A 6,011-nucleotide genomic window follows, 5' to 3' on the forward strand; every position below is an offset into this window, starting at 1 on the left:
ACTTCGGTCTATTTTCGCCCAGCGATCCGCAGATCCCCATGAAACACCGGGGCTAGAAGAAGAACGCTCCCGGCTGGACAAAGAACGTGCACACCTTGCCAACGCATTGGAATCTCTCCGCACCCAGGGGCGCGACGACGCGGACCTCATCGCCCGGCTCGCTGCTGTTGACCAGGCAATCGAGCAGAACGACTACCGCGCCGCCAACATCCGAGCTGGCTACATCTACGTGATCTCTAACGAAGGCGCATTCGGGGCAGGAGTAGTGAAGATCGGGTTGACTCGCCGCCTCGCTCCCGCCGAGCGCATCGCAGAACTTAGCGGAGCCTCCGTACCGTTTCGTTTCGACGTCCATGCGCTGTTCTTTTCCGAAGACGCGGTCACACTCGAGAACGACCTACACAAGCACTTTGCGGACCGAGCTCTCAACCAGGCAAACCCACGCAAGGAATTCTTCTTCGCCACTCCCAGTGAGGTCCGTGACGTGCTCCTGCAACGCGTCGGGAACATCCTCGAGTTCGTCGAGACAGCCGAAGCCCCCGAGTACCGGCAGTCACTGGGAGCATGGCCGCAATCCCGACGAAGCGAAAATGAAGCTCTAGAGCACAACTAGAGAGGCCCGGCGAACTCCACAAGACAACGTCATAAACGGCTGCCCGCCATGGAACCAGTCTGGGCCAAGCTCACTCCAGCGCACCTCAAGTGCGTACAAGAGCCACTGGCCAGGGTAGGGCCGCCGATAAGTTGCGTTCCGTCATGTCTGCTGGTCAGCGGTCGATTAGAGCTCCCACTGTTACTGTCTCGGCATGTGTGGTCGGTACTCGGTAGCTATCTCCGGCTCGGCCCTGGTTGGGGACCTCGATTTGGATGGGGTCGATCCTGGTTTCGAGTGGCCGCCGGCGTATTCGGTGGCTCCCCGTACGCGGGCTCCAGTCATCCGGGATCGCTCGATCGGCGATCAGCGGGTGCGTGAGGCGTCCCTACCGACATGGGGCTTTCGCCCGTCCTGGGCCAAGGAGAAGGGCCCACGGCCGATCAATGCTCGCCTCGAGGGCGTGGCAACCAACGGAATGTTCCGCTCGGCGTTCGCTTCCGCCCGAATCGCAGTTTTGATGACGGGCTACTACGAGTGGCAAGAGGCCCTCGAGGACGGCAAAGAGGTCAAGAACCCCAGCTACGTCCACGCCCCAGGCGACGAGCTCCTGCTCGCTGCCGGCCTACTCGCCTTTCACCGAGAGGGTGATGACGCCGAGTGGCAGACGACGTTCACGATCATCACCCGCACCGGGGAAGACGCGGCTGGCGAGGTCCACGACAGGATGCCGGCATTCCTGACCCCTGGAGCATGGGACACCTGGCTGTCCCCGGAGAAGATCGCCAAGGACCAGGCCTCCGACTTGCTCGACCTGCTTGATGCCGAGTCCCGAGCGGTCGCGGCGACACTGCGGACCCGTCCGGTGTCGCGGGCGGTTAATAATGTTCGCACCCTGGACCGGCATGATGCCGGCCTCATCGAATCGATTGCTGGCGGCGGTGCTGGTCGCTAACGGTGCGGCCCACTCTGTAGCGGGGTTTACCGTCGGCGCCGTTGCGGTAGCGGCGGGGGTTACGGGCCAGTCGTCGCAGGTCGTGCAGTAGCTCGGCGGCCCTGTCTTCGCCTAGCTCGGTGACGGCGAGTCGGTAGACGCCGCGGGCTCCCCAGTCGGGTTCGGGGAGGCCGGCGACTACGCGGTGCCAGCGCATCAGCTCGAGGAAATGCATCTCGCCTGCCTGGTCGGCCGCTTGTCGGATTCGGTCCACCAGCTCGTCCACGCCGGGACCGTAACCGGACCCTCCGACACCGGCGGTCAGTTCAGGTCGCGGGCGGCGATGAGGCCGGCGATGAAGTCGGCGGCCCGGTCCGCTTCGGCGTCGGTGAGGTCGTATGCGATCCCCGCGACGAGAGTGCGGGAGGGGCCGAGCGGTTGCAGGCCGAGACTTACTCGGGTGGTGGCCGACAGGGATGCGCGGTCGGCGATGTACGCAGCGGTGCATCCCAGAGCATCGGCGATGGCTTCGAGCTGCTCGCGGCTCATGGTCGGGGTGTGAGCCGGACGGCCTCGGGCGGCGGGGACCTGGCCCCGTTCCCAAATGCTCATGTGGCCGCCGCTGACGCCGATGGCGAGCGCGAGTTTGAGCTGCGTGAGCCCGGTTTCCAGACGAACGGTGCGGATGGCTCGCCCCAGTGACCTCGCATCAAATGGCGTCATCGCCTCTCCCCCGCCGTTTCGGGTCGGATCTCGGCTACGACCGACCAGTGCCCGTTCTCGTGGGCGGTCGAGACCACGGATGCCTCGGCGCCGTCGAAGAGGTCGAGCTGTTACAGGCGGCGGTCGAGGTCGATGTGAGCGTGCAGCTCACTCGGCCCGGTCCCGATGAGGTACATAGTCGCCATCGTGCCCGGTGCTAGGGCTGTGCGAGCACCGCTCCCGCCGGGTACGTAGATTTGCAGGAACCCAACACTTCTATGATAGTTACATAACGCTCCTCGCTGCGGCGGGCACGATCGAGGAGCGGGCGGGGACGGTGATGCTGTCCCGCCTGATCGCCTCGGCGACCAGCACCGATGCGGACGCCTCCACCTTCTCCGAGGTGGCCCGGGTGTTCGGGATCGACTGGATCCCCACCGTCCGGCTGGCGGACGAACTCGGCTGACTGAGACCGGTGCCCACCGCCCCGAGACCGGGGACCACCCGATGCCGCGGTCGATAGACTCGGCGGGTGAGGATCCGTCCGATCGATCTCGTTGATGTGCTCGTGTATCTCGTCGTGCTGGGCGTGTTTGTCCAGCTCCTCCCCGCGGTCCTCTCGGAGACGTTCCTTCTCTCGCTTCTCACGGCCGTCCTGCTCAAGGTGGTCCTGGAGCTCGTGCTGTGGGTCAAGAAGCGGATCGTGGGCCGCATCCGCTCGGGCACGACGCGCACAGTCCGCGCGGTGAACGTGGCCGCACTGGTGCTGGTGTTGCCGGGCAGCAAGCTGCTGGTCCTCGAGCTGGTAGCGCTCGCGTTCGGCGATGCCGTCCAGCTGGGCGGCTTCCTCGCGGTGACCACGCTTATCGTGGTGCTGATGCTCGCGCGCGGCGCAATGCGACGGCTGCTGGAGCGATCCGAGGGCGCAAACCCCTCCCCTCGCAGGTCCCGCGATCCGAGCCGGAGCCCTCACCGCTGCCGTGTCGGGCCTCCCAGGATGCGCCGGGTCGACGGCGCGAACACCAGGAGCAGGTTCGCCACACTCAGGAGCCCGAACCCCCACCAGAACCCGTAGAACATCGCCCGCTGGTCGCCGGGGAGTCCCGCGACGGGAGTCCACAGGAACGCGATCTCCCCCGCCATCCAGACGAGGTGGCCCAGCGTCACGATCAGCGCGAAGTACCACTGCCACGGAGAGGGGGACTCGCGGCGACCGCGTGCGCGCACCCCGCGGACCAGCAGCGCCGTGACCGCCGCCCCGGCGACGCCGAGGAGTGCGAGGATGATTCCCGGCAGGAGGAAGTCGGCGAACGGCGTGTTCCGCAGGATCGCCGGATCGAATCCGAGGCCCGACCCGTCCGGCGCGAGGAACAGCCCGGGCCCGCCCCCGAGTGCCGACAGCGTCCAGATCGCGATCCCGGCGGTCAGCGAGTACGCGGCCCATGGGCGTCCGACCTTCATCACGGTGCTCCTTTCCCGAGGTGGCGCGCGGTGCCCGTCGACCTCCGCTCGAGTTCCCGGTCCCGATTCCCGCGCCTCGGCCCCCCGCGGTCACGGGGAGCATCCCGCTGGGTTCATTGTGCTCCACGCCGCCGGCCTGGTCGACGAAATGTGTGTCGACGGGAACGTGTCGAGACCGGGGCCCTGCGGACAACACGTCATCCGTCCGGCGTGGGGCGCCTGGCGTGCTCGTCGCGCCGCCGCCGGGAGCGTGACGACATGACCACCCGGAGCAACCACAGCCCGACCCCGGCGAGTAGGAGCAGCGCCGCGACCCGGTAGTCCTCCGCCGGCCGACCCGACCACGGCGATGCCAGGAACACGCAGCTGAGCAGGCCCGCTACGGGGATCACCGTCGGCGCCCGGAAATGCCGATGCTCCACGGGACTGCGGCGCAGCACGAGGACGGCGCAGTTGGTCACCGCGAACACCGCCAGGAGCAGCAGGGAGGTGGTGCCACCGAGCGAGGCCAGGTCGACCCCCGCGATGAGGAGCACGGCGAGCAGCGTGGTCACGCAGATCGCCACCCAGGGAGTGCGACGGCCGGGCAGCACCCTGCCGAGCAGGGAGGGCAAGACCTTCTCCCCCGCCATGCCGTAGAGCAACCGAGAGGCCATGAGCATGTTGATCAGGGCCGAGTTGGCCACGGCGGCCATGGTGATGAGCGCGAAGATCCACAGGGGGAACGCCGGCGCCCCCACCGCCACCACCGTGAGCAGCGGCGTCTCGCCCGAACCCAGGACCTCCGGCGGCACCACGGACACCGACACCGCCACCACCAGCAGGTAGATCACCCCGGTGATCGCCAACCCGGCGAACATGATCCGGGGGAAGACGCGCGCGGGATCCCGGGTCTCCTCCGCCATGTTCACCGAGTCCTCGAATCCGACGAAGGCGAAGAAGGCCAGGGCGGTGGCGGCGGTGATCGAGCGCACCGGGCTCTCCCCCGGCGAGGTCTCCACCTGGGTGAGCCGCGACAGATCGCCGTGGCCGTGCGAGAGCGCCCAGACCCCGATCCCGATCACCAGCAGCAACCCTGAGACCTCGATCGCGGTGAGCACGACGTTGAGCCGGACCGATTCCGAGATCCCGCGCAGGTTGATCGCTGCCACCGCGAGGATGAACGCCAGCGCGATCCCCACCAGCAGCCCGTTCCCGGTCACCGAGTCCAGCCAGGAGAGCTGGCCCCCTCCGACGCCGTGGGCCTGCTCGGCCACGCGGACGTGGTCGGGGAGCCCGTCCGCGGGGATGACCTGGGTGAGATTCCCGGCGAACGCGAGCGCGGCCGAGGCGGCGGACGTGAGGCCCGAGGCCATCACGGCGAAGGTCACGAGGTACGTGAGCGCCTGCACCCGGAACGCGCGGTGCGCGTAGGCCGCCGCCCCGCCGGCAGTGGGGTACTTGGTGACCAGCTCGAGGTAGCTCGCGGCGGTGAGGACCGCCACGCCGAAGGCCAGGAGGAAGGTCAACCACGCCACTCCGCCGACCTGCGCCGCGACCTTGCCGGTGAGCGCGTAGACCCCGGTGCCCAAGATGTCGCCCACGATGAACACCAGAAGCAGGCCGGGTCCCATCACGCGGCGCAGAGCCGGCTGGCCTCCCGCCCCCGTGCGTTCCATCCGCGTCCCTCTGTCCGCGCTCCGAGCCGACCCCGCCGCGGCTGCGCCCGGGTCGGGGCCGGCAGGTCTCGCAAGAATGGCACGGCAACGGCCCGCCCACCAGCCGTTCTTCGATCGCCGACCCGAGCCGGCCCTTGACCGCCGTCGTCCACACAGGTTGGCTCACGAGCAACCCCCCACCACGGACAGGACCCGCCCATGACGACCTCGGTTCCCGCCGACACCCATCCGCTCGGGACGGCGGGCCGGTATGCCTCGCGCCGCGTCCCCACCGCGGGCCCGGACGACACCGTGGGCCACGTGCTGGAGGGGCTTCGCAGCGGGGACGTCGACAGCGCCGCGGTGGTCGCGATCCTCGAGGGCGAGCGGCTGCTCGGACTGGTGACGATCGAGCGGCTCCTCCGCTCCCCGGACGACACGCGGGCGGGCGCGATCATGGACACCGCTCCCCCGGTGGTGGCCCCGACCGCCGTGCAGGAGCAGGCGGCGTGGCGCGCCGTCCAACACGGCGAACCGACCCTGGCGGTCGTCGACGACGGCCGGTTCGTCGGTCTCGTGCCCGCGACCGCGCTGCTCGGGGTCCTGCTCGCGGAACACGATGAGGACCTCGTCCGCCTGGGCGGGTTCCTCAAGTCCGCCTCTCCCGCCCAGACCACCACGGTCG

9 protein-coding genes are annotated in these 6,011 nt (G+C 68.6%); 5 read left to right on the top strand and 4 right to left on the bottom strand.

Annotated elements, in window-relative coordinates:
* Both IY392_RS14055 and IY392_RS14060 read left to right on the top strand, forming a co-directional pair.
* Positions 1 to 613: GIY-YIG nuclease family protein (locus IY392_RS14055; RefSeq protein ID WP_194861548.1), on the top strand; the 613-nt coding region annotated here is incomplete at its 5' end.
* Positions 614 to 806: 193 nt separating this feature from the next.
* Entirely contained in the window at positions 807 to 1,547 is a 741-nt protein-coding gene (locus tag IY392_RS14060; RefSeq protein WP_107746572.1) for an SOS response-associated peptidase, read from the top strand.
* Here IY392_RS14060 and IY392_RS14065 read toward each other — a convergent pair.
* A complete protein-coding gene (locus IY392_RS14065) occupies positions 1,510 to 1,812 on the bottom strand; it encodes a hypothetical protein (RefSeq protein WP_146166335.1) in 303 nt (100 codons plus the stop codon). The genes IY392_RS14060 and IY392_RS14065 overlap by 38 nt on opposite strands.
* Before the next feature lie 35 nt (positions 1,813 to 1,847).
* Complete coding sequence (locus tag IY392_RS14070) at positions 1,848 to 2,249, bottom strand: helix-turn-helix domain-containing protein (RefSeq protein WP_107746571.1); 402 nt, start codon at positions 2,247 to 2,249, stop codon at positions 1,848 to 1,850.
* Between the two features lie 316 nt (positions 2,250 to 2,565).
* On the opposite strand from IY392_RS14070, the gene IY392_RS19445 reads away from it, so the two are divergent.
* Both IY392_RS19445 and IY392_RS14075 read left to right on the top strand, forming a co-directional pair.
* Entirely contained in the window at positions 2,566 to 2,694 is a 129-nt protein-coding gene (locus IY392_RS19445) for a hypothetical protein (protein WP_255542097.1), read from the top strand.
* A gap of 66 nt (positions 2,695 to 2,760) precedes the next feature.
* Positions 2,761 to 3,303: a hypothetical protein gene (locus IY392_RS14075; RefSeq protein WP_228549431.1), complete on the top strand. Its 543-nt coding sequence runs from the start codon at positions 2,761 to 2,763 to the stop codon at positions 3,301 to 3,303.
* Here the strand turns inward: IY392_RS14075 and IY392_RS14080 are convergent.
* Positions 3,198 to 3,689 (bottom strand): hypothetical protein, encoded by a 492-nt coding sequence (locus tag IY392_RS14080; protein WP_107756896.1) that lies wholly within the window; start codon positions 3,687 to 3,689, stop codon positions 3,198 to 3,200. The genes IY392_RS14075 and IY392_RS14080 overlap by 106 nt on opposite strands.
* A gap of 197 nt (positions 3,690 to 3,886) precedes the next feature.
* A complete protein-coding gene (locus IY392_RS14085; RefSeq protein ID WP_197431412.1) occupies positions 3,887 to 5,347 on the bottom strand; it encodes an APC family permease in 1,461 nt (486 codons plus the stop codon).
* Positions 5,348 to 5,545: 198 nt separating this feature from the next.
* On the opposite strand from IY392_RS14085, the gene IY392_RS14090 reads away from it, so the two are divergent.
* Positions 5,546 to 6,011: CBS domain-containing protein (locus tag IY392_RS14090; protein ID WP_194861549.1), on the top strand; the 466-nt coding region annotated here is incomplete at its 3' end.

Source organism: Dietzia sp. SYD-A1, assembly GCF_015356725.1.
Lineage (GTDB): Bacteria > Actinomycetota > Actinomycetes > Mycobacteriales > Mycobacteriaceae > Dietzia.

Bases quoted from the DNA above. Each gene is read 5' to 3' on its own strand.
- IY392_RS14060 (WP_107746572.1), top strand. From the start codon at position 807: ATGTGTGGTCGGTACTCGGTAGCTATCTCCGGCTCGGCCCTGGTTGGG.
- IY392_RS14070 (WP_107746571.1), bottom strand. From the start codon at position 2,249: ATGACGCCATTTGATGCGAGGTCACTGGGGCGAGCCATCCGCACCGTT.
- IY392_RS14080 (WP_107756896.1), bottom strand. From the start codon at position 3,689: ATGAAGGTCGGACGCCCATGGGCCGCGTACTCGCTGACCGCCGGGATC.
- IY392_RS14085 (WP_197431412.1), bottom strand. From the start codon at position 5,347: ATGGAACGCACGGGGGCGGGAGGCCAGCCGGCTCTGCGCCGCGTGATG.